This is a genomic window from Dolichospermum circinale AWQC131C, assembly GCF_000426905.1.
Taxonomy (GTDB): Bacteria; Cyanobacteriota; Cyanobacteriia; order Cyanobacteriales; family Nostocaceae; genus Dolichospermum; species Dolichospermum circinale.
Map to the genome: position 1 here is coordinate 11,919 of NZ_KE384602.1, position 25,519 is coordinate 37,437.

Sequence of the window (25,519 nt, forward strand, 5' to 3'; positions counted from 1 at the left end):
CTGCATTGTTACTTGTTACCCTTTATCCCATACCCAACCCAATGTTATTTAATTTTTTTATTCGTATCAAAATTTCCCAAACTATTTTAGCGGTTTTCGTATGGTCCAAGAAATCTCTCCCCGTTAAAATGAATTAAATGATCTGGTTGGTCTGCTACCCAAACTTCTGTCTCCCAAGCAATTTCAGCTAGATACCGAGTCATTTCTTTGCGAGTAGGAAAAGCAGTCATAAAAACTAACCCCTTGCTACTAAATTTAAACAGTTGTTTTAGTTCATTGTGTCGTTTTAAGTTAACAGGACCATGACTGGTTACAGCTTCTATTAAGATTAGCCAGTTTTGTTTTTGATAATAAACGACAACATCTGGCATTTTACCATGAGGATCTAACTCTACTCCCATTTCTCTAAGATTTTGACTTTCATTAATAATAAATTTATCCCCAGCATCACCTAGATAAAGAACCAAACCTCCTGGTGTAAATCTGGGACAAAAATTTTCTAAAATGTCTTTGATTAAATTATTTTGTCCACCTGCTGATAGATAAATTGCTTGTCCATTGGGTAAACTAACGGGAATTGTGGGGATATTTCGAGTTCTATCCTGTAATAAATTCTTGACAGAAATAGCATAATTACGACGAGATTCTTCCCACTGGTCAGAGTTGTATGATTGTATCAACAAAAGTGCTTCTTGTTGAAGTTGATAACACCATTTAGGGCTATTAATTGGTCGCTTTGGTTGATCTGGATTTTCCATAACTAAACCCATTTGTACAAACTGGTGCATTGTTTGTCTTCTCACAGTTTCTCGTGTATTTGGTGCGTATTGTTTTCCATAATAATCACGAAACCAATCCATCATTTCAGTAATTCTGCGTTTGGGAGTTGTTGCTTGATTCCAAAAAGTTTCCGGTCGAATATCTGCTAATGCAAGTAAGCACAGTGCGGATCTTTCATTCTGCTGTTCTTTTGGTGCAGAAATTTCTTTCAGAATAGTTAGTGCTTCTTGAATACGTTTACTAGCTTGAATTGCGTTTATTGCTTCACTCATAATTGACAGAGTTTTGTGAACAAGTGTATCAAGTTTTTCCTGGTCAAATACAAATTCATCAATTTGGCTTCCCAGTTGCATCAAATCCTCTTGAGAGGGATATCTAATTTTACGCAAATCTGTTGCATTGACTTGTGTATTACCACTAAACAGCCGAAAATAGTTATCAAATAAAGTTGAATTGAGAAATGCTGTTAAACCTCTTGCTAGGTCAGGATTCATTCCCTTTCCCTTAGCATGATAATAGTTAAGATGATTTTCTATACCCAGCGCGGGTGAATTTATAGGAGAACAGACAGCAGCAACAATACGACGTTTTTCTTCCTTAGCAGAAAATCGCTTGATTAAAACATACCATCCTGGTTTAATTAACCATTTTTGTGTTTGTTGATTATTTTCAATAGCAATTGATTTTTTCGGTTTTGTGGGAGGAAATAAAATTTTTCCTGGTTTTATAGATTCTGGGTAAATTAAGGGAACGTTTTGATCATCTAAGGAATTTCTTAAAGATGATTTAAGACGAAAATCTACAACTTGACCAGTTGAAATTTCTAAACCAAGTTCATCTAATGTAGATGAAAATTTATCTATTTGCACTTTTACAGCATCTTCCAGAGAGTTGGTAAGAATATGAATAAACATCTCAGGATCATTTGTTTCAATAACTTGGTTATATGGAACAAGTCTGATTTCTGAAAAATTATCTAATTCCTGTTCTGAATTAATACTTATTTCTATACATTTAGGTTTAACTTCTGTTTTAGCAGCATGAAAAATAATATTTTCTTGTAAAACATTATCTTGTGCAAAAGCTAAGGAGCGACTTGCAAATATATGAATATTTTCAAATGCCATTTTTTCTAGAAAAGCTTTGCGAAAAGGCCGGAAATAACTACCATTGCAAAAGCTTCTGGGAGTAATTGCAACTATTTCACCATTTTGAGAAAGCTGTAATATGGATAGCCAAACAAATGCACTATATAAATTTACCGTTTCAATTCCCAGCTTTGATAGTATTTTTTTCTCAGTTGATTTACTACTTATTTTCTTATAAGGTGGATTTAGAATTGCATGGGTAAAATTGTGGTAATTTTTAGTAAAAAGCGGTAAACTGGTTTTACCAATACTCTCGATAAAACTTTGATTTTGCAAAGAATAATCTGCTTTTATTCCCTTGTTTTGTAAAGCATTACAACATTCTATAAGACATTGTTCTAAACAGGGTAAAAAGGTTTCTTCTACTTCATAGGTTGTAATTAAACAACTCTCAATTTGATCAGCATTTATTAATAATCGCTCTACAAAAGCAGCAGTTAAAGACCCAACACCCGCACCAGGATCTAGTAAACTAATATGACCAGATAAATTGTTAAATTGTCCTGCCATAAATCTCGCAATCGGTGCAGGAGTTAGAAACTGACCTAATTCACTTCTTTGTTTTAAGTTCAATCTTGAAGAAAAATGAAATCTATTTATATCTAGAGAATCTGTGAGGAAAGTTGTCATATTATCAATTTATAGAAAGTAAAATGTCCAGAAATTATGAAAAATTTGAATAATTTGTTATAATTTGTTCAGGGCTTCATTACTCATTCAGAAAATTATGGTAAAAATACGCCTCCCAGCTTCGATAATTCCTCCTTTGACAAACGGGGACAAACTCACCCGTTATGAATTTGAACGGCGATATAATGCCGCATCTAAACCGAAAAAAGCTGAATTAATCGAAGGAATAGTTTATATTATGCCTGCTGCTCTGCGTTTTAGAAGTCATGGACAACCTCATGGTCGCATCCTAACATGGCTTGGTAATTATGAAGCCATGACCCCTGGTGTGGCTTTAGGAGTTGAACCCACAGTCCGGCTAGATTTAGATAATGAACCTCAACCTGATGCAGTTTTGATTATTATACCAGAAGCAGGAGGTCAAACTCGCATCAGTGAGGATGATTATATTGAGGGTCCACCGGAATTAGTTGTAGAAATTGCTGCTAGTAGTGTGGCTATTGACCTCCATGGCAAAAAACAGGCTTATCGTCGCAATGGTGTGAGAGAATATATTGTTTGGCAAGTTTTGGACGAAAAATTAAGTTGGTTTTCCTTACAAGAAGGTGAATATTTAGAATTAGCACCTAATGAAGAAGGAGTTTTACAAAGTCGGGTATTTCCAGGTTTATGGTTAGCGGTAAATGAATTATTAACAGGTAATATGCAAGTTGTATTGAATGTTTTACAAACTGGTTTACAGTCTGTTGAACACGCAGATTTTATAGAGAAATTAGGTGATTTGAAAAGCGATTAGAAATAACGGTTATACATGGGAATTTAAGATACAATAAATTCAATCTCTAAACTTGGGTTTAAATTATGATAACTACAATCATTGAACGAGAAGCAGAACCAATATGAGACTTTAAAGATGGTGTAAAAGGATCATCTGCCAAAAGCCTTAATACGTTAATAATTTGATTTTTTAATTGTGGGTTTTTCTTTGTAATCTTCTTGAAAGACCTTTTAAATCCACTACTCCAGACAACTTCCATCATCATCTCCTAGTAAATCAGCAATCAAATCATCAACAGTTCCTCTCCTTGCTGTACCATTCTTAAAAGCCTGTTTAAGTTCCTCCGCATTAGTTAAAATTTCAGTTCGTTTTTGATTAATTCGTTGTTTTTGCAGAAACTCAAATAAATACTCTCGATCTTCTGTGGGTAAATTTTCAATAGAATTAATAATTTCCTGTAAAGTCATCATAGAACCTCCTAATTAAGTAAATTCTAGCTTTGGTAACTCTATTTTAATTAGAGAATTAAAATTCTCTTGTAAGCTTATCATACACTAAAAGGAGTTTTTACTGGTTCAAATTCCACTTAGACGACAGATGATCGCTTTTTTGTATTGGTTTTGATTTGGAGAAGAGGCAATCACTGAAGGATTAAGCTATTGTGCTATAAGTAGTAGTAATTACAAAAATAAATCTTCAATGACAACGTGACACAAAAAATGATAAGGTTATTACCTTTAAAATACCTTATCGTTTATCAGTATGTCAGTCTCTACCACTATCTCTCAACTGGTTGAAGTTCTTATAGCTGAACCTGTGAATGTATCTGTATCTAGTTTAGCTCAGTTGGCTATTGGGATACAAACAGATACCCGCATTTTGCAACCGGGTGAGGTCTTTTTGGCTTTGCGAGGGGAAAAGTTTGACGGACATGATTTTGTCCCCACAGCGATCGCTAAAGGGGCTATATTGGCTATAGTTGATTATGCCTATGAAAATCCAGGCTTTCCCATTTTGCGGGTTAAAGATACTTTAAAAGCATACCAGCAAATTGCTCAATGGTGGCGAGAAAGTTTTTCTATTCCTGTAATTGGCATCACGGGTTCAGTAGGTAAAACCACCACTAAAGAACTAATTTCCGCAGTTTTGGCTACAAAAGGAAAAGTCCATAAAACCTATGGGAATTTTAATAATGAAATAGGTGTTCCCAAAACTCTTTTAGAATTGACGAAAGAAGATGATTTTGCAGTCATAGAAATGGCTATGCGGGGCAGGGGACAAATTGCCGAACTCACAGAAATTACTAAACCGACAATTGGGGTAATTACTAATGTGGGAACAGCCCATATTGAATTACTTGGTTCAGAAGCGGCAATTGCTGAAGCTAAATGTGAATTATTAGCGACAATGCCAGATCATAGTACCGCCATTCTTAATTATGATAATCCATTATTAATGGAAATGGCCGCGAAATTTTGGCAGGGGAAAGTCATTAGTTATGGCTTTTCGGGTGGCGATATTCAAGGGAAATTAATTAATAATGAAACTGTAGAAGTTGCTGGAATAGGTCTACCTTTGCCTTTACCTGGTCGTCATAATGCTAGTAATTTTTTAGCAGCTTTAGCCGTAGCTCAGGTATTAGAAATTGATTGGCAATTATTACAATCTGGTATCATGGTAAATATGCCCACAGGTAGAAGTCAACGCTTCACTTTACCTCATGATATCGTAATTTTAGATGAAACCTATAATGCCGCCCCAGAAGCCATGTTAGCCGCTTTGCAGTTGTTAGCAGACACACCAGGAAAGCGGAAAATTGCGGTTTTAGGGGCAATGAAAGAATTAGGAGAAAGATCCGCAGAACTACATCAAAAAGTCGGAGAAATGGTCAAAAATTTGCATCTTGATGGGTTATTAGTATTAGTTGATGGTCAAGATGCGGAAATTATTGCTAATAGTGCCGATAATATATTTTGTGAATGTTTTAGCACCCATGCTGATTTGGTAACAAGATTAAAAACATTTATGCAAGCCGGAGACCGCTTATTATTTAAAGCCGCCCATTCTGTGGGATTAGATCGAGTTGTCAATCAATTACGGGCAGAATTTACTAATTAAAGAGATTTGAATATTGGGTTTAGATATGTTGTCTATCTCATGTACTTTAGACAAAATAAACTTAATTAAGTCGGTATTTTCCGTATATCTAATCCACAAGAAAAATGACAGCTTTTGTAGAGATGTTGCATGAAACATCTCTACAATATGTTCCTAGTAAGTATCAAAAACTGTCAATTAACAAACAGTTAACAAACAGTTTTTAACTGCTAATTACCATGAATAACTAGACAAAAATAGTTCAATTAAGTCTTATCTATTGAGGTTAAGGCCTTGAATTTATCAATTATTTTAGGAAGAATCAGAAATAAGGTTAGTCCATAGCAAGTCTAATCTCATTTGTCTTTTGTCAAGACAATTTATCAAATCAAGGAGTAATTATCATGGCTAATATCCAAATATCTGCATTAGTTCCTGTCGGTTATGATTTATTTAATGATGCTACTAGTTTTCTTGATGAACTAGCTACCGAGGAAGTAAAAACCGTTGTTGGTGGAGGTCATTATGGTGGTTGTTATTCTCACGGTTATCACTACTACGGTGATTATGGTTATGGCCGTTATTATGGCACGTATTGGTAACAGTCAAAAAATAGCTGTTAACTAATAGCTATCAAAAATAGTCAGAATAGTAATTGATATTTTTAGTTACTATTCTGATTGTTTATAAAATTAAAAAAAAGCCAAATATCCAGTTTTTGATATTCCTGAAATTTTGACTTTTGTGGAAGTTATTTATTCAGAGAAAACAATTGTAGAGAATTTCTGCGCCAGATAATTAGCAAAACATTAGTCAATAAACAAGTAACTGCTAGGGACAATAAGATATAAGTTGGTGTCATGACTACACCAATCATAAACCAAGTATAAACGTGCAGCACCATGACACTGGCAAATAAACAGGCTAATCCGGTAGATATCCACACTTGACCCAGGGGACGATTTAGGAAGACGAGGATCATTGTTAATAAGGTTGTTAGGATATTGGCCGGGACAAGAAAGGCACAAATGCCTATACAGTTGTTGCGGGAAAATTCAGCTAAGGTGTTGAGTTCTAACATTGATTTTTGGGGATAATTGTCGGTGCTTATGATTAAGTTTTATTGTAAATAATAGATTAATAAGATTATACTATATCAAAAGTGAGTAATTGCACCATTTATGTTACTTTTTTTAAAGAATTGGCCTTGACAATTAAATTTATTCATAATAGAGACGCGGTATAAAACGTCTCTATTATATTTTACTGATGAAAAGGTGGGATTAACCCATCAAAATCACGGTATCAATAACATGAATCACGCCATTATCTGCAACAATATCGGCGGCTAAAACTGTGGCATTTTTCACCTCAAAACCATGATCACAATTGATTTTAATAGGAGAACCTTCCACAGAAGTTACTGTACCCAGTTTTGCCAAATCATCCTTTGTTAACTTGCCAGGAACGACATGATAGGTTAAAATTCGTGCTAACTGGGGCAGGTTTTGTAGTAAAGTTGTAATTGTGCCGGGGGGTAATTTAGCAAAAGCATCATCAGTTGGTGCAAACACGGTGAATGGACCGGGACTTTTTAATGTTTCTACTAACCCAGCAGCAGACACAGCCGCCACTAAAGTTTTAAACGCATCATTACTAACTGCAATATCAACAATATCAGCCATTAATTTTACCTCACCTTATATCTAGCAAAGGTTCTAGACAATAGTAAATCATGTTTAAGTTTAATTAGCTACAATTCTGGTAAAATCTGATCTGGTAAAATTTGAACTGATGATTTTTCTATACATAATATGGTTAAATGCACTTATGCAAGATTGGGAACTGGTGCATTAGGCGGATTTTATGGTGGAAAACTAGCTTATAAATTACTGGGTATGGTTTTAAATTTATCTGGTGAACCTAGAGAATAATCATCTAATTTAAAATCAGCAAATGGTTTTTTCTCTAATCTATCTCTTAAAGCTTCATCTAATATTACATCTGCGGCTTGTTTTTTCACCCCAATAATAATAATACTGCGTTGATAGGCTGTTGAGTCTTGGTTAGCTTGACAATCTTTTCTCTGAAATTGTCCCAAATTTAATAAGCGATAACCTTTCACACTGGGTGTATTACTAAATATCTTTTTTACTAATAATTGAATTTGTTGAGAACGTTCTAAAGCGCGACTTTGTTCGGTGGTAATATTACCTTCACAAGAGGCTGTTCCCACGGAAATAATCTCGCTGGGATTTTCCATAATTTTCTGGATTCCTTCTTGTTCTAAATTAGATTTTAAGGAATCAATTGTTATAGTTTGATTATTATATTTAATTTGGTAGGTGCTGCCTAATTGCCATTTATATTCTACTGATAAAACTGCAATATTAAACTCTGCAACTCTCCCTTGACTATCTTTCCCTTCTGCATAGGGAAAATAATCAACTTTGCCTTTTTTAACTGGTGCTTGTCCATAGTCAGCAGGTAAGGCTACAAATTTATTATCTCTAAATCCTAAAGCTACCCACCACAGTAGTAATAAGGAAACTATTAAAGCTGCAAACCAGGACAACAATGGTAATTTTTCCGGTTGTGTTTGTGGGGGAATAACAGCATTATTAGTAGTTGTTTGATTAACTATGGCTGTTTTTTCTGTTCCGCTAATATTCACGGTTGCAGATGTATTTTGTGAGAGTTGATATTCAATTTCTGCTAATCTTTTATAAATTTCTTGAGTATTGCTAGGGCGTTGATTTACTTGGGTGGACATTAACCAATCAATCAAATCTAATAATAATGGAGAAACGTGATTTGCATGATGTCGCCATTTTAAAATATCCAAGTTAGGATCATATAATTCTCCGGGTTGATATCCCGTTAATAAAAATACAAATGTCCGTCCTAATGCAAAAAAATCTGATTGGGGTATGGCTTGTCCACGCATTTGTTCTAGAGGGCTATAACCTGACGATGAAATTGCTGTTATTCCCCCACCAGCTAGATAGGTTTTCGTAATTTCTCTAGCTGTACCAAAGTCAATTAATACTAATTGTCCATCAGGACGAATCATGATATTTGATGGTTTAATATCTCTATGGAGATATTGTTGATTATGAACTAAAGCTATTATTTCTAATAATTGTTTTAACCAGGCTATGGCTTGAACTTGAGAAATAGGGCGGTTTTGTTGTTGCTTTAACCACTGTTCTAAATTAGGTCCTTCAATTTTTTCCATAATCAGACAATGCAGTATAAGATTATTTCTGGTTTGATAGGGAAAGTAATCTTCTGCTGCGGGAATACCAGGATGATTTAATTGTTTTAACACATTAAATTCTTGTTGAAATAGTGAAACCGCTTTAGGATCATTAGTTAATTCTTGTTTGAGGACTTTGAGAATTTTTGGCCTATCTTGTTGATAAGCTTCGTAAATTTGACCAAATCCAGTTTTGTCACTTAATAAACGTAAAACTCGATAACGTCCGATTAATTCTAATTGAGAACCACAACTTTGACAAAAGCGGTTTTCGTCGTTATCTGGGTGGTTAGGTTGAGAACAAACTGGATTAATGCAAAGACTCATAATGGGGAATAGGGAATAGGTAATGGGTAATTGGTAATGGGTAATTGGTAATGGGTAATGGGTAATTGCGAATTATTTATAATTATCTCATTTTTGTGCTGCTAAAAAACTGGCAACTGTTTGATTAAATTCCGTTGGGTTAGTTAAGAATGGCCAATGATTTCCGGGGACTTGACGAATAAGCAAATTTTTGAGGTTGGTTTTGTAAGGTTGAATTTGCCAATTTTGGCGGTTGACACCTTTTTCTGGTTGTATAAAGAGGGCAGGTGTGTCAACTGGGTGAATAAAACCTGGTACTTCCATAACTGCATCAAAAATGCCATCACGGGCTGCTATAGTAAATTTACTACCCCAAGTACCGTCGGGTTTTTGTGCAATTGCGGCTTGAAAAACTTGCTGTTGCAAAGAACTCCAATTTTGATATTGACTGAGTTGTTTAATTGTTTGTTCGGCTGCTTCGTAACTGGTAAAGGGTCCCATGCTTTTAAGGAAGGGTAAAACACGGTATAAAAGAGGAAATATGATTTTCAGAAAACTGGGCATTTTCCAGATAAAAATCGGGTCTACTAATGTGATACTTTTTAATCTGGCTGGGTTTTCTCTAGCCCAAATGGCGGCTAATTTTCCCGTCCAGGAATGGCTGACAATATGAGCCGCAGACCAACCCATTTTATCCATTAATGCCTCCAAATCGGAAATTGCACTTTTAAAGGTGTAATCTTTTTCTGGCTTGCTGCTCTCACCATGACCACGCATATCTGGCGCTATTATATGGTAATCTGATTTTAAATAGTCTCCCAAACTTGACCAAACTAAAGCATGATCAGCCATACCATGTAACAATATTAATGGTTCTTGACCTTGATTCCATTCTAGGTAAGAAAGTTGAATATCAGATGTTGAGAGAGTTTTACGTATAGGTATCATTTGCTCAATGTTCTCCAGGACAGGTGGTTAGAAATTTTAGCAGAAAAAATCAATTTTCAGGTTTGAATTTTTAATTGATTTACGGGAAATCATGGAGCTAATAAATGTCAACGTCAATGGTAGGAATACAAAGATATTAAATTACAATTATTTATTATGCCAGAAATACACCAATCCATAGCCGAACATTATCACGAACGGACTAAGTATGATCCCCAAACTCTAGCTTCTAAAAATTATAATTTAGACTGGGCTAAACAACCAGTACCTTTCAAAGAGTACAAAATCGGTGCTGATATTGACCTGAAACCTTATTTACAAGAAAATACACAAATATCCGCCCATGATCAAGATGCTCAATGGTGGCACAGGCTCTCTCACCTATTATTTCACAGTTATGGACTGACGGCCAAAATGCCTTCTATGGGTAGTGCAGTATATTTACGTGCTGCTCCCAGTGCGGGGGGTTTATATCCGGCTGAAGTATATTTAGTTTCTCGCGGTACACCTTTGTTACCACCAGGACTTTATAATTATCAATGTCGAACTCATTCTTTAATGCACTTCTGGGAAAGTGATGTTTGGCAAAATTTACAAGAGGCTTGTTTTTGGCATTCTTCCCTAGAAACTACTCAATTAGCTATTATTACTACTGCGATTTTTTATCGTTCTGTTTGGCGTTATGAAGATAGGGCTTACCGTCGAATTTTTCTCGATACTGGGCATCTTTTAGGTAATATTGAATTAGCTTGTAATCTTGTAGATTATCGCTCTTATTTAATAGGCGGTTTTGTAGATAAAGCGGTGAATGATCTACTTTATATTGATCACGCACAGGAAGGAACAACCGCTGTTTTAGCTTTGGCAGATTTGTTAGATATTCGCCAAAATTTACCTAAAGGCAGCACTGTTTTACCTTCTAAAACTGAAACTAATTATCCATCTATTCCTGACGGTGAACTACTAAAATATTTTCATTTACGGACTGAAATCACAGATACTACTAGCAGCAATTTAAAGTTACCAACTCTCAAAGAAGAAAGGTCTTTAGAGGATAAATATAATTTTCCTTTCTGTGATAAAATCCCTACTGGGACTGCGCCAATTTTTTGGGGGGAAAATTTATCAGAATTAGCAAATACTATCTATAAACGGCGTTCTACCCGTGCCTATACTGGCGATAATTTAAGTTTTGATCAACTAAAAGCTTTACTTGATTTCACTTATCAACCACAAAATTACGTTGACCAAAATTTAGATCCTGACCCTGATTATTTTGACTTGAATTTAATAGAAACTTTTGTAGTGGTTTCTGGAGTTCAAGGCTTAGATCCAGGTTGTTATTATTATGCACCTAAAGCCCAAGAATTACGGCAAATTCGCTTTAAAAATTTCCGTCGGGAGTTACATTTTCTCTGTTTGGGACAGGAATTAGGTAGAGATGCCGGAGCAGTATTATTTCATACTGCCGATCTCAAAAATGCGATCGCTCAGTATGGTGATCGAGTTTACCGTTATTTACACACAGATGCAGGTATTTTAGGACAAAGATTGAATTTGGCCGCAGTTCGCTTAAATTTAGGTGTCAGTGGTATCGCTGGCTTTTTTGATGACCAAGTTAACGATGTCTTGGGTATTCCTGCTGACGAAGCAGTTATTTACATTACTACACTAGGAAAACCAAGGTAATAAAATTATTTTATGGAGCTAAGCGGATTCGAACCGCTGACCCCCTCAATGCCATTGAGGTGCGCTACCAACTGCGCTATAACCCCGAAATCCCAATTTAGTCAGCTTTTGAGCTTTTTATTAGGTGAGTTTTTTCATTATCTCTGTTGAGATTATATCTCACTTGATGTTAATCTTGTCAAGATATTTGTGTTAAGAAATATTAAGCGGTGAATGAACATGAAAACCCTAAAACCTACCAATGTGCTGTTCCCTGTTAAGAGTTACTTGTTCTCTCCTACTTAATGCTGACAAGTATTTATAGAAATCCAAGATGAATCTACTACTCTTGAACCATCTTCTCCAATCTTGTAATAATGTTCTTTTTTCCAAATAGGTGCATTGTGTTTTAACGTATCAATAGCATATTCACAAGCCGCAAAAGCCTGTCCACGGTGGGGACAACCTATAGCTACAATTACACTAATTTCCCCAATTGACAATCTGCCAATGCGATGATATATTGCCACCCGACCGATATCAGACCATTGATAGCGAATATGATCAGCAATTTGATAAAATACCTGTAAAGCCATTGGTTCATAAGCTTGATACTCCAAAGCCACCACAGACTTACCGTCAGTTTGATTACGAACCATACCACTCATGATTACCACCGCACCATGAGCAGGATTATCCACCTTACTATAGATTTCCTCTACAGACAATGGTGCTAGTGTAATTCCAAAACTATCTTCAACCCTGGGTTTAATTGTGATCATTTATCTTATACTCCTAATAGTAAATTGATACAAGGATCATCGCGGTTCATGATTTGAAAAATCCCATTCTATAAGAATATCTAACCGCGAATTATATGCAGAGGCAATTCAAAAAACCCCAAAATCAGGTAAAGTAATATTTTCATCTATTTACTAAAAACAACGATCATCCCATGCAAGTGCAACTCAGCGGATATAAAAATCCCCTAGCTTATCTACTATTAATCGCTCCTTTTTTCCTTTGGGGTACAGCCATGGTGTCCATGAAAGGTGTAATTCCCCACACTACACCCTTATTTATGGCTGGAGTCAGGTTAATACCTGCGGGGGTACTAATTCTCATGGTAGCAGCATTCATGGGTAAACCTGTACCTAAAAGTTGGTTAGCATGGTTATGGATTATTATATTTGCTTTAGTTGATGGTACTTTATTTCAAGGATTTTTAGCAGAGGGTTTAGTCAGAACCAATGCTGGTTTAGGTTCGGTAATGATAGACTCCCAACCTCTAGCAGTAGCTTTACTGTCACTCTGGTTATTTCAAGAACATATTGGTTTATGGGGATGGTTGGGGTTAGGTTTGGGAATCACAGGAATTAGTCTCATTAGTTTACCAGAAGAATGGATTTTTCATTTTCTTGATTCAGGAGTGACAATTACCACAGATAATTGGCAAGATTTATTTAATAGTGGTGAGTTATTAATGTTACTGGCTGCTTTATCAATGGCTGTGGGAACAGTTTTGATTCGGTTTGTGTGCCGATATGCAGATCCAGTCATGGCTACAGGATGGCACATGATTATCGGAGGCTTGCCTTTGTGGGGAATGTCTTCAGTATTAGAAGCCCAACAATGGCAAAATCTTGTACTATCAGATTGGATAGGATTAAGTTATGCTACTGTATTTGGTAGTGCGATCGCTTATGGTTTATTTTTCTATTTTGCTTCCAGTGGAAATCTCACCAGTTTAAGTTCTCTCACCTTTTTGACACCGATTTTTGCCTTAATATTCGGTTATATTTTCCTCTCAGAGGTCTTGACAATTATCCAATGGTTAGGTGTTTTTCTCACTTTAATCAGTATTTATTTAATCAACCAGCGAGAAAATATTGGAGTCAAAAATCAGACAATTAATATCACAGAAACAAATACCACAGAGGAATCATTAACTTTGGAATTATCGCCGAAAAAAGTCCCCTAACAGAGCTAAATCAGCGATAACTACCAAAAATATAACAAAAATATAACTATTACTTACATTTTCTACCGATGTCACTGCCTATCTTACCCCCATATCTCAAACCAGGTGATTTGCTGCGCGTAATTGGTCCTAGTGGTGCATTACGAGAAATGGAAGCGTTTCATCAAAGTGTGGAAATTTGGAAAGCGCGTGGTTATCGCGTTGAAATTCCAGCCAACATAGATGATAAACATGGTTATCTCGCTGGTACAGATATCCACCGTCGTCAGCAACTAGCCACAGCATGGGAAGATCCAGAATGTCGGGGTATCCTCTGCGCGAGAGGTGGTTTTGGCTGTACCCGGATTTTAGAAAATTGGAATTGGCCAGAAAATATCATTCCCCCTAAATGGTTAATCGGCTTTTCTGACATCACAGCCTTGCTTTGGAGTCTCTACAACGGGGGAATTGTCAGTGTCCATGGTCCTGTCCTCACCACCCTAGCAAATGAGCCAGAATGGTCAATACAGAGGCTATTGGACATAGTAGAAGGTCGTCCCTTCGCACCTTTAAAGGGTAAAGGTTGGGGTGGTGGTACAAGTACGGGAATCTTGCTTCCTGGTAATTTGACAGTAGCAACCCATCTTTTAGCAACACCGATTTTACCTGACCTTGAGGGTGTAATCTTAGCCTTAGAAGATGTAACAGAAGCACCCTATAGGATAGATAGAATGTTGACTCAATGGCGATTAAGTGGTATTTTATCCAAAGTTCGCGGTATTGCCTTGGGAGGGTTTACAAAGTGTGAAGCCGCAGCCAATGTACCTAGTTTTACTGTAGAGGAAGTATTGCGGGATTGTTTGGGTGATTTGGGTATTCCCATAGTTTCTGATCTCCCCTTTGGTCATGATAGCCCCAATGCTGCTTTACCTGTCGGAATGATGGTGACATTAGACGCTGAACAAGGGATACTCCATTTTTTCCCATAGATACAGCAAGTAGCTTTGAGTGAGGTACAACTTATGCGGGCAAGATGCCCGCACCACAAGAGTTTTATCATTAATATCTGTACTTCATAATACCGGGAACTGCTGTAAATTAACTATGAGGTAATCACCTCTATCAAAACTGTCTCATAAAACGGCGATCAATCCAGTCTTTCCAGTACCATAATAATTGATGAGGGGGTAAAGTGAAACTGCCCCTAGTAGCTAATGCCTTTCCGTCTCCCGTACTAATTAAACTCAAATAAGTTTTTTGTGGTTGATAGGGTTTGAGAGACTTTCCCAAAATCATCCTTTTTAAATTCTCATATAAAGGTTTACCTTGACGCACCGCAAACACACCAGCTTTAGGGAGATGATGATTGATCATGGTCGCAATATCACCCGCTGCAAAAACATGAGCATGAGTAACAGATTGCAAATTATTATTCACCAAAATAAAACCTTTTTCATCTGTACCAATTCCCGAATCCTTTACCCACTCTGCTGCTGATGCTTGTGTCACCCAAAAAACTTGATCACATTCAAATTCTAACCCAGATTGACATTTAATCTCTAGCTTTTCCTTCCCTGGTGCAACTTGATTTACCGTTTCTCCCAAATGCAATTTCACACCTTGATTAATTAAAACTTTTTCCATAATTACCCGCACAGATAAATGATAATTTGGCATTATTTCCTGACTTTTTTGCCATAAATGTACCTGTAAATTATCTATTCCCAAATTTTGCAAACCTGCTTGCATTGATAAAGCTAATTCCACACCACCAGCACCACCCCCCACAATACCAATATTGAGAGTTTTTTGCGAATTTATAACCACATTTTCCCGTAATTTATGCCAATGTTCTAAAAATTGTGCCACTGGTTTAGCTGCAATTGCATACTCTACTGCACCTGATACAGACAGTTTTTCAGGAGTGCTACCAATATCAATAGAAAGAAGATCAAAATCTATCACAGATTGCTGATTACAAAACAGTTGATTATTTTTTAAATCTAGCCCAATTACTTGATCAAAATACAATTGTGCGCCAGCAAATCTACATAACTTTTCCAAATCCATCAGGCATTGAGTATAATTGTAAAATCCCGCAATATATCCCGGCAACATTCCCGAATATGGTGTATATTTATCTGGGGTAATTAAGATTAGGTTTACTCCTAATAGTGGATAAATGGCAAAAAGTTTTAAGACAATAGCATGACTATGACCACCACCAACCAAAACTATATTTTTGATCATAATTTTTTTTATAACCTTACCTTAGTTAAAACTTGCGGTGTTGTACAGGAAACATTTTAATGAATTGCATTTTTCTTTGTCGGATTTGGAAAACTGAGGATATCCAGACAGTTAAAACTTTTCCCTGTTCCCTGTTCCCTGTTCCCTGTTCCCTGTTCCCTGTCCCCTACCCTCACAGACAACTTATTCAGCAAGCCCTTGAAGATATTAACCAAATAAGAACCATCAGTTATCCTGTTCTCAGTCATTAGTAGATTAAATCAGGGGATCGCTTGCATAATTGTTCACAATTTGTTACAAAAATATAAAGAACTTCTAAAAACTAAAACCTAATGTTCGGCGGACTCACTGGTTTAACAGATCCCAAAAGCACCGATTGGGGAGAGCGAATGCTCAACACAGTCGCCAGCCAAACGATTCGCCACCTGTTTACCCAAAGCGAGTCGGTAGAAGTCTTTGTGCGCTGCTACCCCTCCAGCAAACTGTTGCAAGGCAGCATTGATAGCTTTAAAATGAACGGCCGTGGCTTAGTAATTCGCAAAGACTTCGCAGTAGAGGAAATGTCCTTTGAAACCGACGCGGTAGCCATTGACTTCGGCTCGGTTTTAAGTGGTAAACTCAATCTCAAACAACCCACCCAAGCTGTAGCTTGTGTGATTCTATCAGAAGTAGGCATTAATCGTGCTTTTGAGTCGGAACTGGTGAAAAAGCGGCTGCTGAACCTTTCTGAACCAACTCTGATGGAAATATCTGGTGGTGAACCGGTTTCCTTTACCCAAGTTCAAATCAAGCTATTACCTGAAAATCGCTTGTTCCTGGTAGCTAAAGCTGATTTAAACAATGGTGAACTCATACCCCTAAGTATGACGGTTGGGATTGGGATTGAAAGAAGAAGGCGGGTTTCTTTTAAAGACCCTAAGATTGAACTTGAGGGAGTTCCAGAAGCACAACGGGAAATTTCCCGGACTTTAAGTGCAGCATTGGTAGAAATTTTGGATAATATGGTTGATTTAGATCGCTTTGATTTAGATGGGGTAAAAATGCGACTAAATCGTTTAGAAACAGAAGGCCAAAGATTGATTTTTAGTGGTTATGCAGAAATTGAACGAATTCCGCGCAGTTCTTAACAATTTTTAAAATTGAAAAAAATCAACGCCGTCCAGATTCCACTGGGCGGCGATTTAATTTTTCCAGGAGCAGTCAGGAGAAAACAAGAAAATTACCTCTAGCAGTTCCCTTTTTTACCTTCCTACGCCTACATACTGAAATCCAGCCCGGATCATGGTTTGAGGATTAAGGAAATTACGACCATCAATCATCACTGCGTGATTCATCAATTTTGCCATTTTCCCATAGTCTAAAGTGCTGAACTGTTGCCATTCAGTGACAAGTACCAAAGCATCACAGCCATCCGCTAGTCTTTCTGCATCGGTTTCTACTAATACACCGGAAAGACCATGACGCATTCCTGTTTGCGAGATTATGGGGTCATAAGCCTTAACTTTAGCTCCCAATCGGTTAAGTTGTTCAATGAGGATCAATGCGGGTGCATCCCGTAAATCATCTGTATCTGGTTTGAAGGTTAAACCGAGTAAGCCCACAGTTTTACCTTTGAGGATTTTTAAAGCTTGTTGCAGTTTTTCTAAGGCGATTAAGCGTTGGCGCTCGTTAACACTAACCGCAGCTTTCATCAGTTGGGCTTCATAGCCATAATCACCTGCGGTGTGAATGAGAGCGGAAACATCTTTAGGAAAGCATGAACCACCCCAACCAATACCAGCTTGTAAGAACTTACTACCAATGCGGGAATCTAAACCTATGCCTTTTGCTACTTGGGTAACATCCGCACCCACGCGATCGCAAATATTAGCTACCTCGTTAATAAAGCTAATCTTAGTAGCTAAAAAGGCATTAGCCGCGTATTTGATCATTTCTGCGGAACTTAAATCTGTCACCAGAACGGGAACAGGAGGTAAAGATTTATCGGCCGCAAATTTGCGTTCTACAATTGGAGCGTATAATTCTTTCATCATGCTGGTGGCTTGTTCACTATTTCCACCTAAGACAATCCGATCAGGATTAAAGGTATCATAAACTGCCGAACCTTCCCGCAGAAACTCTGGATTACTTACAACATCAAAATCATGGGCAATTTCAGAAAATTTACTGTCTTCTATTGTATTACCAGATGCCAAAAATGTTTTTTGACGTTCCGCAATCCCATCTAAAACAATCATTCTTACCCAGTCACCAGAACCGATGGGAACAGTGGATTTATTAACAATTACCTTATAACCACCATTGAGATTTTCGCCGATACCACGAGCTACGGCTTCTACATAGCGAGTATCACTTTCACCATTAGGTAAAGGAGGAGTTCCCACAGCAATAAACAGAATTTCTCCATGATCAACCCCAGCCGCCAGATCACTAGAGAACTGAATATTACCACTATTAATAGCAGATTTCATAATTTCCGAGAGTCCTGGCTCAAAAATTGGCGACTGACCAGACTTCATTAATTTTACTTTTTCTTCGTTGTTATCTATACAGATGACATCATGGCCAATGTGAGCTAAACAAGCACCTGTAACTAAACCAACATAGCCAGTACCAATTACGCAAACACGCATTTTTGAAATCCTTGTTTTTTAAAGTTGTCAGTGAATCAAGTGAATCAAGGGAATTTAGCACTACTAAACCTGTTGAAACCGTTGACGGAAATCTTCGATCATGAGCTTTAACCCGTCTTGGAGGGGAATAGTAGGTTGCCAATTTAATAAAGTTTGTGCTTTAGTAATATCGGGACGACGACGACGGGGATCATCAGCAGGTAAGGGTTCAAATTTAATTTCTGCATCTGGATTAATCAAGTTTTGCACAGCTTGAGCTAATTCCAAAATAGTGTATTCATCAGGATTACCCAGATTTATCGGTCCTGTATGTTCACCGTTCATTAATCGCATTAATCCATTTACTAAGTCAGAAACATAGCAAAAACTGCGAGTTTGTTGACCTTGACCATAAACAGTTAAAGGAATACCTCGTAATGCTTGGGCGACAAAATTGCTGACTACTCGCCCATCATTTTCTAGCATTCTCGGTCCATAGGTATTGAAGATTCTGGCGACCCGAATATCAACTTTATTCTCTCTGTGATAATCAAATGCTAAGGTTTCCGCCATTCTTTTTCCTTCGTCATAACATGAACGAATACCAATGGGATTGACACTACCGCGATAATCTTCCGTTTGGGGATGAACTTCTGGATCTCCGTAGACTTCACTGGTGGAAGCTAATAAAAATCTGGCTTTCACCCGTTTAGCTAAACCTAACATATTGAGTGTTCCAATAACATTAGTTTTCACAGTTTTAATTGGGTTGTACTGATAATGCACTGGAGAAGCGGGACAAGCCAGATGATAAACTTGATCAACTTCTAAGCGAATTGGTTCGGTGATATCATGACGTATCAGTTCAAAATTAGGATGATCTAACCATTGACGGAGATTATGTTTCTTTCCTGTATAGAAATTATCCAAACAGATGACTTCATGACCATCATTCATTAATCTATCAATCAAATGAGAACCGATAAACCCCGCACCGCCCGTGACTAAAATTCTCATACTTTCCTTAACCGTCATATTATTCTTTTTATAGTACACATAATTATTCTTTTTGTCCAAAAATCAGATGTCTATTCAATAAGTTCCTATGGAGTTTTAGGGGTACTGAAACCAAGTATGAATTTAGCTGTATCCACCTTTCATGGAATATCTCTACTTTCTCATAAATGTTTATTGTCTGTCAGATATTTTTTTAAAAAATTTTCTCATAAATAGGTTTTTTCTAGGAAAACTTTATCAAATCTTTAAGTAAAATATCCTGTTTTAAAACTCTAGTTCAATGCTCAAGAACTAAGGATTAGAAAATTCTAACTGCTAGAAAAATATGTAGTTTAAACACCAATTAATGCGATAAATAACATAGAAATATACTCAGTCTAATCAAAAGTTCGCACTCATAATATTCACGTACACGAATAACAATTATATTAGGTTGGATCAGTTATACAGTACAGATATAGCTAGGTTTTGTATAAGCGATTTTTGTTCATTATACCATTTCTTTGTCAGTCTGCGGCAAATTTTTTGATTTTTTATGGCGATTTCTTAAAATTTGAAAATATTGATAATATTTTGTGATCAATAAAACGTTATAATCTTTAAGATACCCGGAGCGTAGAATTAAGAAATTACTTTTGTGATTTCCAGTTTGACAGAAAAGTTTCTGTCTAGCTAGTATCAACAGTATCAATTTGTCTGTTAACAGGAAAAACTGAATATTTGGTATAATTTTCCAGAGTTTGAAGATTAAAATTAAAAGATCCCTAACTTTTTAATTAAGTTGGGGATTTTATTATTTGTCGGGCTAAACTGAGTTACTCAATTGGGTAAATAATTAATATCGAGAACTTCATCAAACGAATAAGGGCATTCTGCGGGAAAATTTACAGTAAAACCTGTTTTTTCTTGAACATAACCTAAAGCATCTTCATAAATAGTTGTAAAAATAGAACTCAAATAATTATATAAATTAGATGTTAATCTATCTTTCAACTGCACTCGAAAACTTCTGATTTGCGAACGCCAATGATTTTTATTTCTGTCATATTCTTGTGTCCAAAACTGCAATAATAAAAGATGTCTAATTAGTTGTTCTAGTAAACTTTTAACTTGATGCTTATCTCTTTTTGCCAATGATTCCAACTCCTCAATTAAATTTTCTAAATCCAACTCATCAAAACGACCTTGTTTTAATAATTGAATAGTTGCTAATAACCATAAATGATCATCAGTTTCATAGAGTTGCTGTAAATTAGTAATAACTGTCATAACTTCACCTTTTGTTATTTACAAGTTACACATACAATCGGCATTTTAACATAGATTTGGCCTTGCTGCATTAAAACAGGACTTACGCAAAATATCTCTCAAACCCTCTTTTCTTCGTTCTCTTCGTTCCTATGCCTTCGGCACGCTTCGCGAACGCGGTTCATTATTCTGTGACTTGTGCGTAAGTCCTATAAAATATGGAATGGGAAAACTGACAATATCACGAATCCGCATTCTTTCATAGCAGCGATAGTATAATTATATTTTGATGGATTTCTAATCCGCAGACTCTTCTCTTCGAGAGAGGCACAAACAACCTAAAGTGTCAAGGTAGATAGGGACTTGATTATGGAAAGGCAGAATCCTCGCAGATTCTTTGACAAAATATCACGTATCACACCTAGCGAGGATGAAAAATATGTAGAAAATTACCCAGGTTGTCAATTTTCAGTCAACCAAGTCTAAAAATCCCTACTGGTCAAATTCGCCAACTCAATCACAAAGATTTTCTAAGCCTGTGGCAAAATTTAGTAAAGTTGTCATACAATTATTCTTCTATTATTCTCAACATGACTGTAACTATTCCTAATCTCCCTAGTCTTTACGAAGCCTTCTCCACAGAAGCCAAATGGCAAAAATTCTGGGAAGATAACCAGGTTTACAAGGCCGACCCCAACCACAAAGGTGAACCCTACTGTGTCGTTATCCCTCCACCTAATGTTACTGGTAGTTTACACATGGGTCACGCCTTTGAAGGGGCTATCATTGACACCCTGGTGCGTTACCACCGCATGAAAGGACGCAATACCCTCTGGTTACCGGGAACTGACCACGCTAGTATAGCAGTGCAAACGATTCTAGAAAAACAACTCAAGGCCGAGGGGAAAACTCGTCATGATTTGGGACGGGAAAAGTTCCTAGAACGGGCTTGGCAATGGAAGGCGGAATCTGGTGGTACAATTATTAATCAGTTAAAACGGTTAGGGGTATCTGTAGACTGGACTAGGGAACGCTTTACTTTAGATGCGGGTTTATCAAAGGCTGTTTTAGAAGCGTTTATTCGTCTCCATGAAGAGGGGTTAATTCACCGTAGTAACTATTTAGTCAATTGGTGTCCTGCTTCGGGTTCGGCTGTATCTGATTTGGAAGTAGAACCTAAAGAGGTAAATGGTAATTTATGGTACTTCCGTTATCCCCTCAGTGACGGTTCTGGTTTTCTGGAAGTGGCGACAACTCGCCCAGAAACTATGTTAGGTGATACGGGAGTGGCAGTTAACCCCAATGATGATAGGTATAAACATCTGATTGGTAAAACCGTAACTTTACCGATTATGCAGCGAGAAATACCTATTATTGGTGATGAATTGGTGGACGCTACCTTTGGGACGGGTTGTGTTAAAGTGACTCCAGCCCATGACCCCAATGATTTTGAAATGGGTAAACGTCATGATTTACCGTTCATTAATATTATGAATAAGGACGGTACACTGAATGAAAATGCGGGGGATTTTCAAGGTCAAGACCGCTTTGTTGCTCGTAAAAACTTGGTCGCTAGGTTAGAAGTTGAAGGTGTTTTAGTCAAAGTTGAAGAATATAAACATACAGTACCTTATAGCGATCGCGGTAAAGTCCCTGTTGAACCACTCCTTTCTACTCAGTGGTTTGTCAAAATCCGTCCCCTAGCTGATAAAACCTTAGATTTCCTCGATACCCAAGATTCCCCGGAAATAGTCCCTCAGCGTTGGTCTAAAGTTTATCGTGATTGGTTAGTAAATCTACGTGATTGGTGTATTTCTCGTCAATTGTGGTGGGGACATCAAATCCCCGCTTGGTATGCTATTAGCGAAACTGAAGGGGAAATTACGGATACAACTCCTTATTTTGTCGCCCGCAATGAAGCAGAAGCCTTAGAAAAAGCTAAAATCCAATTTGGGGAAGATGTCCAATTAATACAAGACCCCGATGTTTTAGATACGTGGTTTTCTTCGGGACTGTGGCCATTTTCAACTTTAGGTTGGCCGGAAGAAACGGAAGACCTAGCCACATATTACCCGACTACTACCCTAGTGACTGGTTTTGATATTATCTTTTTCTGGGTAGCAAGAATGACAATGATGGGTACATATTTTACTGGGAAAATGCCCTTTAAAACTGTGTATATTCATGGTTTAGTTCGGGATGAAAATAATAAGAAAATGTCAAAATCTGCAAATAATGGCATTGACCCATTATTGTTGATTTCCAAATATGGAACGGACGCTTTACGGTACACTTTAATTAAAGAAGTTGCTGGTGCTGGTCAAGATATCCGTTTAGAATATGACCGGAAAAAAGATGAATCTGTTTCGGTAGAAGCTTCTCGCAATTTTGCCAATAAATTGTGGAATGCAGCCCGATTTGTAATGATGAATTTGGACGGACAAACTCCAGCCCAATTAGGTCAACCAGTTCCCACAGAATTAAGTGATAGGTGGATTCTTTCCCGTTTTAACCAAGTTGTTAAACAAACAAATCATGACATTGATAATTATGGTTTAGGAGAAGCAGCAAAGGGACTTTATGAATTTATTTGGGGTGATTTCTGTGATTGGTATATTGAGTTAGTAAAATCCAGATTACAGAAAGATACAGACCCTATATCTCGCAAAATTGCCCAACAAATCATCGCTTATGTTTTAGAAGGGATTTTAAAATTATTACATCCCTTTATGCCTCATATTACTGAAGAAATCTGGCAAACTCTCACCCAACAACCGGCAGAAAATACCCAACTTTTACCTTTACAATCCTATCCTGAACCCGATTATCATCTGATTGATTCAGCATTGGAAACCCAGTTTAATTTATTAATTGACACAATTCGCACAATTCGCAATTTACGAGCGGAAGCAGATATTAAACCAGGGGTAAAAATTACTGCAAATTTGCAAAGTGAAAGTGAAAATGAAAGGTTTATTCTCACTGCGGGACAGGCTTATATTCAAGATTTAGCCAAAGTCGAAACATTGACAATTGTTGATAATAATCCTATTGTGATTCCCGCAGAAACTCCACAAGTTGAAGATAGTAAATATTGGGGTGGAATCACGATCATTGCTGTAAGTATTCTTGGGTTTATCGCTTTGCGAGTAGCTTTATTTGTGGCAAATACTGCATTAGATATTCCCATTTTTGGCACTAGTTTTGAACTAATTGGTTTGGGTTATGTCGGTTGGTTTGCTTTCCGCTATTTACTCAATGCTGAAACAAGAAAAGAGTTATTTACAAAATATTTCCCAGCTAGTGAAACACCAACTGAACCACAAGTTTTACCAACAGTAACCGAAAATGAAACAGAAAATTCCATTGCGGGTGTTGTCGGTACTGTACAGGTAGTAATTCCCTTAAAAGGAGTTGTAGATATTGAAGTTGTGCGAGCTAAATTGGAGAAAGCTTTGCAAAAAGCTGAAGCCGAAGCCCAATCTTTGACTGCTAGATTAAGCAATTCTAAATTTGTGGATAAAGCCCCCGCAGATGTGGTACAAAGTGCCAGGGAGACTTTATTAGAAGCCGAAAAACAAGCAGAAATTTTACGCATACGTCTGAAAACGTTTTCGTAGATATCGCCTACGTAGCTTCGTCTAAGTATAATGGGTAATTGGTAATTATTCCTCATTCTAGAAGTGTCTGCGCTATGTAGAGACGTTCCATGGAACGTCTCTACCACGGAAACGTCTCTACCACGAAAACGTCTCTACCACGGAAACGTCTCTACCACGGAAACGTCTCTACCACGAAAACGTCTCTACCACGGAAACGTCTCTACAACGAAAACATCTCTACAACGGAAACGTCTCTACCACGGTCAACCTGACCTTCTGGGACGTACCTTCAAGAGTTTTCAGCATTTTCCTGAAAATAGATAATATAAATAATAGAGGCGTTATGGGGTTTGATGGGGATGAATTGGACAGAAAAACTAGAACAATTACAAGCTTTATTTCGGGAAATTGACCAGGCTTTGATAGCCTATTCTGGGGGAGTTGATAGTACATTAGTGGCTAAGATCGCTTATGAAGTTTTAGGCGATCGCGCATTGGCTGTAACTGCGGTTTCTGCTTCTCTATTACCAGAAGAATTAGAAGACGCGAAAATTCAAGCCGCAACTATCGGTATAGCTCACAAAATTGTCCAAACTCAGGAAATGGACAATCCTAATTATACATCTAACCCCGTAAATCGTTGTTATTTTTGTAAAAGTGAATTACACGATACACTAAAACCCTTGGCTTTAGAATTAGGTTATCCTTATGTAGTAGATGGGGTAAATGCTGACGATTTACATGATTATCGTCCAGGAATCCAAGCTGCAAAAGAAAGAGGTGTAAGATCACCTTTAGCAGAAATTGGGGTGACTAAAGCCGAAGTTAGACAAATTTCCCAACAACTAGGTTTACCCTGGTGGGATAAACCCGCTCAACCTTGTTTAAGTTCCCGCTTTCCCTACGGTGAAGAAATTACCATAGCCAAATTGCAGCGGGTAGGTAGGGCGGAAATTTATTTACGAAACCTGGGGTGGCAAAATTTACGAGTACGTTCGGAGGGTGATACAGCTAGAATTGAATTATCACCGGATAAAATTAAAGATTTTGTGACAACGACAGATTTACCAAGTCTAGTATCTGTATTTCAAAACTGGGGATTTATCTATGTCACCTTGGATTTAGAAGGTTATCGTAGTGGTAAACTAAATCAGGTCTTACCTCAAGTCGCTTTGAGAACATCATCATCTCATCTGTATAGCATTTAGATTGTATA

General features: G+C 37.2%; 20 protein-coding genes and 1 tRNA gene. 9 read left to right on the top strand and 12 right to left on the bottom strand.

Annotation, left to right across the window (positions count from 1 at the left end; genetic code table 11):
• Positions 1 to 86 precede the first annotated feature (86 nt).
• Positions 87 to 2,558, bottom strand: a complete 2,472-nt coding sequence (locus tag ACIR131C_RS0107815) for a BsuBI/PstI family type II restriction endonuclease (protein ID WP_028089743.1) — start codon at positions 2,556 to 2,558, stop codon at positions 87 to 89.
• A gap of 97 nt (positions 2,559 to 2,655) precedes the next feature.
• Between ACIR131C_RS0107815 and ACIR131C_RS0107820 the strand changes: the two genes are divergently transcribed.
• The gene (locus tag ACIR131C_RS0107820; RefSeq protein WP_028089744.1) at positions 2,656 to 3,354 is read left to right on the top strand and encodes a Uma2 family endonuclease; all 699 of its coding nucleotides are present in this window, start codon (positions 2,656 to 2,658) and stop codon (positions 3,352 to 3,354) included.
• Between the two features lie 221 nt (positions 3,355 to 3,575).
• Here the strand turns inward: ACIR131C_RS0107820 and ACIR131C_RS0107830 are convergent, their stop codons facing one another.
• Positions 3,576 to 3,806 (bottom strand): hypothetical protein, encoded by a 231-nt coding sequence (locus ACIR131C_RS0107830; protein ID WP_028089746.1) that lies wholly within the window; start codon positions 3,804 to 3,806, stop codon positions 3,576 to 3,578.
• 292 nt (positions 3,807 to 4,098) lie between these two features.
• On the opposite strand from ACIR131C_RS0107830, the gene ACIR131C_RS0107835 reads away from it, so the two are divergent.
• A complete protein-coding gene (locus ACIR131C_RS0107835; RefSeq protein WP_028089747.1) occupies positions 4,099 to 5,454 on the top strand; it encodes a UDP-N-acetylmuramoyl-tripeptide--D-alanyl-D-alanine ligase in 1,356 nt (451 codons plus the stop codon).
• Between the two features lie 383 nt (positions 5,455 to 5,837).
• On the top strand, positions 5,838 to 6,035 hold the full coding sequence (locus ACIR131C_RS0107840) for a hypothetical protein (protein WP_028089748.1): 198 nt from the start codon (positions 5,838 to 5,840) through the stop codon (positions 6,033 to 6,035).
• A 149-nt stretch (positions 6,036 to 6,184) separates the two neighbouring features.
• On the opposite strand, the gene ACIR131C_RS0107845 is transcribed toward ACIR131C_RS0107840, so the two are convergent.
• The 4 genes from ACIR131C_RS0107845 to ACIR131C_RS0107860 form a co-directional block, all read right to left on the bottom strand.
• Positions 6,185 to 6,514, bottom strand: a complete 330-nt coding sequence (locus ACIR131C_RS0107845; RefSeq protein WP_028089749.1) for a hypothetical protein — start codon at positions 6,512 to 6,514, stop codon at positions 6,185 to 6,187.
• A 202-nt stretch (positions 6,515 to 6,716) separates the two neighbouring features.
• Positions 6,717 to 7,118, bottom strand: coding sequence for a fasciclin domain-containing protein (locus tag ACIR131C_RS0107850; protein WP_028082616.1), 402 nt, complete (start codon positions 7,116 to 7,118; stop codon positions 6,717 to 6,719).
• 197 nt (positions 7,119 to 7,315) lie between these two features.
• The gene (locus ACIR131C_RS0107855; RefSeq protein ID WP_028089750.1) at positions 7,316 to 9,019 is read right to left on the bottom strand and encodes a serine/threonine-protein kinase; all 1,704 of its coding nucleotides are present in this window, start codon (positions 9,017 to 9,019) and stop codon (positions 7,316 to 7,318) included.
• 87 nt (positions 9,020 to 9,106) lie between these two features.
• The gene (locus tag ACIR131C_RS0107860) at positions 9,107 to 9,946 is read right to left on the bottom strand and encodes an alpha/beta fold hydrolase (RefSeq protein WP_196811739.1); all 840 of its coding nucleotides are present in this window, start codon (positions 9,944 to 9,946) and stop codon (positions 9,107 to 9,109) included.
• Between the two features lie 156 nt (positions 9,947 to 10,102).
• Between ACIR131C_RS0107860 and ACIR131C_RS0107865 the strand changes: the two genes are divergently transcribed.
• Positions 10,103 to 11,635 carry a SagB/ThcOx family dehydrogenase gene (locus ACIR131C_RS0107865; protein ID WP_028089752.1) on the top strand — a complete coding sequence of 511 codons (1,533 nt, stop codon included), beginning with the start codon at positions 10,103 to 10,105 and terminating at the stop codon, positions 11,633 to 11,635.
• 13 nt (positions 11,636 to 11,648) lie between these two features.
• Here ACIR131C_RS0107865 and ACIR131C_RS0107870 read toward each other — a convergent pair.
• Together ACIR131C_RS0107870 and ACIR131C_RS0107875 are read right to left on the bottom strand one after the other, a co-directional pair.
• Positions 11,649 to 11,721: transfer RNA gene (locus tag ACIR131C_RS0107870), tRNA-Ala, on the bottom strand.
• Between the two features lie 195 nt (positions 11,722 to 11,916).
• Positions 11,917 to 12,396 carry a molybdenum cofactor biosynthesis protein MoaE gene (locus ACIR131C_RS0107875; protein ID WP_028089753.1) on the bottom strand — a complete coding sequence of 160 codons (480 nt, stop codon included), beginning with the start codon at positions 12,394 to 12,396 and terminating at the stop codon, positions 11,917 to 11,919.
• A 173-nt stretch (positions 12,397 to 12,569) separates the two neighbouring features.
• Between ACIR131C_RS0107875 and ACIR131C_RS0107880 the strand changes: the two genes are divergently transcribed.
• Entirely contained in the window at positions 12,570 to 13,595 is a 1,026-nt protein-coding gene (locus ACIR131C_RS0107880) for a DMT family transporter (RefSeq protein ID WP_028089754.1), read from the top strand.
• Positions 13,596 to 13,663: 68 nt separating this feature from the next.
• Entirely contained in the window at positions 13,664 to 14,563 is a 900-nt protein-coding gene (locus ACIR131C_RS0107885) for a S66 peptidase family protein (protein ID WP_028089755.1), read from the top strand.
• Positions 14,564 to 14,696: 133 nt separating this feature from the next.
• On the opposite strand, the gene ACIR131C_RS0107890 is transcribed toward ACIR131C_RS0107885, so the two are convergent.
• Entirely contained in the window at positions 14,697 to 15,824 is a 1,128-nt protein-coding gene (locus tag ACIR131C_RS0107890) for an FAD-dependent oxidoreductase (RefSeq protein ID WP_035371667.1), read from the bottom strand.
• A 332-nt stretch (positions 15,825 to 16,156) separates the two neighbouring features.
• Here ACIR131C_RS0107890 and ACIR131C_RS0107900 point away from each other — a divergent pair, with 332 nt between their 5' ends.
• The gene (locus ACIR131C_RS0107900; protein WP_028082608.1) at positions 16,157 to 16,951 is read left to right on the top strand and encodes an LmeA family phospholipid-binding protein; all 795 of its coding nucleotides are present in this window, start codon (positions 16,157 to 16,159) and stop codon (positions 16,949 to 16,951) included.
• Between the two features lie 114 nt (positions 16,952 to 17,065).
• Here ACIR131C_RS0107900 and ACIR131C_RS0107905 read toward each other — a convergent pair whose 3' ends face one another.
• From ACIR131C_RS0107905 to ACIR131C_RS0107915, 3 genes are all read right to left on the bottom strand, one after another.
• Complete coding sequence (locus tag ACIR131C_RS0107905; protein WP_028089758.1) at positions 17,066 to 18,457, bottom strand: UDP-glucose dehydrogenase family protein; 1,392 nt, start codon at positions 18,455 to 18,457, stop codon at positions 17,066 to 17,068.
• A 63-nt stretch (positions 18,458 to 18,520) separates the two neighbouring features.
• Positions 18,521 to 19,453 carry a UDP-glucuronic acid decarboxylase family protein gene (locus ACIR131C_RS0107910; protein WP_028089759.1) on the bottom strand — a complete coding sequence of 311 codons (933 nt, stop codon included), beginning with the start codon at positions 19,451 to 19,453 and terminating at the stop codon, positions 18,521 to 18,523.
• An 819-nt stretch (positions 19,454 to 20,272) separates the two neighbouring features.
• Positions 20,273 to 20,722 (bottom strand): DUF29 domain-containing protein, encoded by a 450-nt coding sequence (locus ACIR131C_RS0107915; RefSeq protein WP_028089760.1) that lies wholly within the window; start codon positions 20,720 to 20,722, stop codon positions 20,273 to 20,275.
• 569 nt (positions 20,723 to 21,291) lie between these two features.
• On the opposite strand from ACIR131C_RS0107915, the gene ACIR131C_RS0107920 reads away from it, so the two are divergent.
• Complete coding sequence (locus ACIR131C_RS0107920; RefSeq protein ID WP_028089761.1) at positions 21,292 to 24,321, top strand: valine--tRNA ligase; 3,030 nt, start codon at positions 21,292 to 21,294, stop codon at positions 24,319 to 24,321.
• Between the two features lie 341 nt (positions 24,322 to 24,662).
• Positions 24,663 to 25,511 carry an ATP-dependent sacrificial sulfur transferase LarE gene (larE, locus tag ACIR131C_RS0107925; RefSeq protein ID WP_028089762.1) on the top strand — a complete coding sequence of 283 codons (849 nt, stop codon included), beginning with the start codon at positions 24,663 to 24,665 and terminating at the stop codon, positions 25,509 to 25,511.
• Positions 25,512 to 25,519: the final 8 nt, after the last annotated feature.

What these genes read in the sequence shown, in the direction of transcription:
- ACIR131C_RS0107845 (WP_028089749.1), bottom strand. Translation starts at nt 6,514, where the DNA reads ATGTTAGAACTCAACACCTTAGCTGAATTTTCCCGCAACAACTGTATA.
- ACIR131C_RS0107830 (WP_028089746.1), bottom strand. Translation starts at nt 3,806, where the DNA reads ATGATGACTTTACAGGAAATTATTAATTCTATTGAAAATTTACCCACA.
- ACIR131C_RS0107880 (WP_028089754.1), top strand. Translation starts at nt 12,570, where the DNA reads ATGCAAGTGCAACTCAGCGGATATAAAAATCCCCTAGCTTATCTACTA.
- ACIR131C_RS0107905 (WP_028089758.1), bottom strand. Translation starts at nt 18,457, where the DNA reads ATGCGTGTTTGCGTAATTGGTACTGGCTATGTTGGTTTAGTTACAGGT.
- ACIR131C_RS0107855 (WP_028089750.1), bottom strand. Translation starts at nt 9,019, where the DNA reads ATGAGTCTTTGCATTAATCCAGTTTGTTCTCAACCTAACCACCCAGAT.
- ACIR131C_RS0107890 (WP_035371667.1), bottom strand. Translation starts at nt 15,824, where the DNA reads ATGATCAAAAATATAGTTTTGGTTGGTGGTGGTCATAGTCATGCTATT.
- ACIR131C_RS0107820 (WP_028089744.1), top strand. Translation starts at nt 2,656, where the DNA reads ATGGTAAAAATACGCCTCCCAGCTTCGATAATTCCTCCTTTGACAAAC.
- ACIR131C_RS0107875 (WP_028089753.1), bottom strand. Translation starts at nt 12,396, where the DNA reads ATGATCACAATTAAACCCAGGGTTGAAGATAGTTTTGGAATTACACTA.
- ACIR131C_RS0107865 (WP_028089752.1), top strand. Translation starts at nt 10,103, where the DNA reads ATGCCAGAAATACACCAATCCATAGCCGAACATTATCACGAACGGACT.
- ACIR131C_RS0107860 (WP_196811739.1), bottom strand. Translation starts at nt 9,946, where the DNA reads ATGATACCTATACGTAAAACTCTCTCAACATCTGATATTCAACTTTCT.
- ACIR131C_RS0107835 (WP_028089747.1), top strand. Translation starts at nt 4,099, where the DNA reads ATGTCAGTCTCTACCACTATCTCTCAACTGGTTGAAGTTCTTATAGCT.
- ACIR131C_RS0107920 (WP_028089761.1), top strand. Translation starts at nt 21,292, where the DNA reads ATGACTGTAACTATTCCTAATCTCCCTAGTCTTTACGAAGCCTTCTCC.
- ACIR131C_RS0107815 (WP_028089743.1), bottom strand. Translation starts at nt 2,558, where the DNA reads ATGACAACTTTCCTCACAGATTCTCTAGATATAAATAGATTTCATTTT.
- ACIR131C_RS0107885 (WP_028089755.1), top strand. Translation starts at nt 13,664, where the DNA reads ATGTCACTGCCTATCTTACCCCCATATCTCAAACCAGGTGATTTGCTG.
- larE (WP_028089762.1), top strand. Translation starts at nt 24,663, where the DNA reads ATGAATTGGACAGAAAAACTAGAACAATTACAAGCTTTATTTCGGGAA.
- ACIR131C_RS0107850 (WP_028082616.1), bottom strand. Translation starts at nt 7,118, where the DNA reads ATGGCTGATATTGTTGATATTGCAGTTAGTAATGATGCGTTTAAAACT.
- ACIR131C_RS0107840 (WP_028089748.1), top strand. Translation starts at nt 5,838, where the DNA reads ATGGCTAATATCCAAATATCTGCATTAGTTCCTGTCGGTTATGATTTA.
- ACIR131C_RS0107915 (WP_028089760.1), bottom strand. Translation starts at nt 20,722, where the DNA reads ATGACAGTTATTACTAATTTACAGCAACTCTATGAAACTGATGATCAT.
- ACIR131C_RS0107910 (WP_028089759.1), bottom strand. Translation starts at nt 19,453, where the DNA reads ATGAGAATTTTAGTCACGGGCGGTGCGGGGTTTATCGGTTCTCATTTG.
- ACIR131C_RS0107900 (WP_028082608.1), top strand. Translation starts at nt 16,157, where the DNA reads ATGTTCGGCGGACTCACTGGTTTAACAGATCCCAAAAGCACCGATTGG.